Source organism: Deinococcus roseus (assembly GCF_014646895.1).
GTDB lineage: Bacteria > Deinococcota > Deinococci > Deinococcales > Deinococcaceae > Deinococcus_C > Deinococcus_C roseus.
In genome coordinates this window covers 1-1,266 of record NZ_BMOD01000077.1, presented here as the reverse complement: position 1 = coordinate 1,266, position 1,266 = coordinate 1, and the positions used below count along the sequence as shown (strand labels likewise).

Below are 1,266 nucleotides of genomic sequence, written 5' to 3'. Positions count from 1 at the left end.
TGAGATTTTTGTGTGTTAGGCCAGGTCCCCAAAGTGGGAGAATGAGCCTGTCATACCCCTTCGAGCCGACAAGCCTGCTGAGATTTTTGGTCCTCCAGACCCTGGTGCAAATCCTGGCCGGCTCGAAGTTTTTGGTCCAGACGCCACAGTATTTGAAGCCTAGAAGCTTGCACACAATGTTCCGTCGACTAAAGCTGGGTTTGACTTTTCCTCATCCAGGAGGCAATTATGTTCATTCTCGGCATTGATGTCGGCAAGTCTGAGCTTCACTGCAGACTCCTCAAAGTGACTGACCAGGGTGCCAGCAAGCTTGGTTCCATCCAGGTCTTCCCAAACACAGAGGAAGGCCAAAAGCTTCTCAAACGGTGGCTGGAAGGCCATCAGGCTCTGGGCGACATGACCCATGCCGTCATGGAAGCCACCGGCGTTTATTCCCAGCGTGTGGCACACTTCCTTTACACTTCAGTATGTCGGGTCAGCGTGGTCAACGCAGCCAAAATCAAATTCTTTGCCATGTCGAATCTCAGACGGGGAAAAACCGACTCCATGGATGCCGAGTTAATCGCTCAGTATGGCCTGACCATGAAACCCTCCCTCTGGGAACCGACCCGTATCGAACTGGAGCACCTCAGGGCCCTGCTGAGCGAGCGGGAGACCATCGTCAACCTGATCACGCTGGAAAAGAGCCGTCATCATGCTTTTGATCACACCCAGCATCCGTGTGCAGCTGTGGTCCAGCTCTCTGAACAGCGTCTGGAACTGCTCGAAGATCAGCTGAGAGAAGTGGAAGGCCACATCAAAAGGACCATCAAAACCGACCCTCTGCTGCAGGGACAGGTGAAGCTCCTGACCTCCATTCCTGGGATCGGTCAACTCACTGCAGCTGTCCTGCTGGCAGAAACCCATCATCTGGAAGACTTGCAGAATGCCAAACAGTGGGCCTCGTTTGCTGGACTGTCTCCGGTCCCCAGACAATCTGGACAAATGGTCGGACGCTGTGCCATCTCCAAAGTAGGCAATAAACGCATTCGAACAATCCTTTACATGTCGGCAGTGACCGTCACTCGACTGGACAACGAGCAGGCTGAATTCTATCGTCGCCTGGTAAAAGCGGGTAAACCCAAGAAAGTGGCTTTGATCGCACTGGCACGTAAGATTCTCAGGATCTGCTTCGCAGTTTTACGCTCAGGGGAATCCTATACAAAGGGCCACCGGAGTCAGCTGGCTTCGCCAGCTTGACACAGGGGGCCAAACACAGTATTTGCA

1 protein-coding gene is annotated in these 1,266 nt (G+C 53.3%); it reads left to right on the top strand.

Features of this window, described 5'->3' with window-relative positions; translation table 11 throughout:
• Positions 1-228: 228 nt before the first annotated feature.
• Positions 229-1,239 carry an IS110 family RNA-guided transposase gene (locus IEY52_RS26435; protein ID WP_189009688.1) on the top strand — a complete coding sequence of 337 codons (1,011 nt, stop codon included), beginning with the start codon at positions 229-231 and terminating at the stop codon, positions 1,237-1,239.
• Positions 1,240-1,266 lie beyond the last annotated feature (27 nt).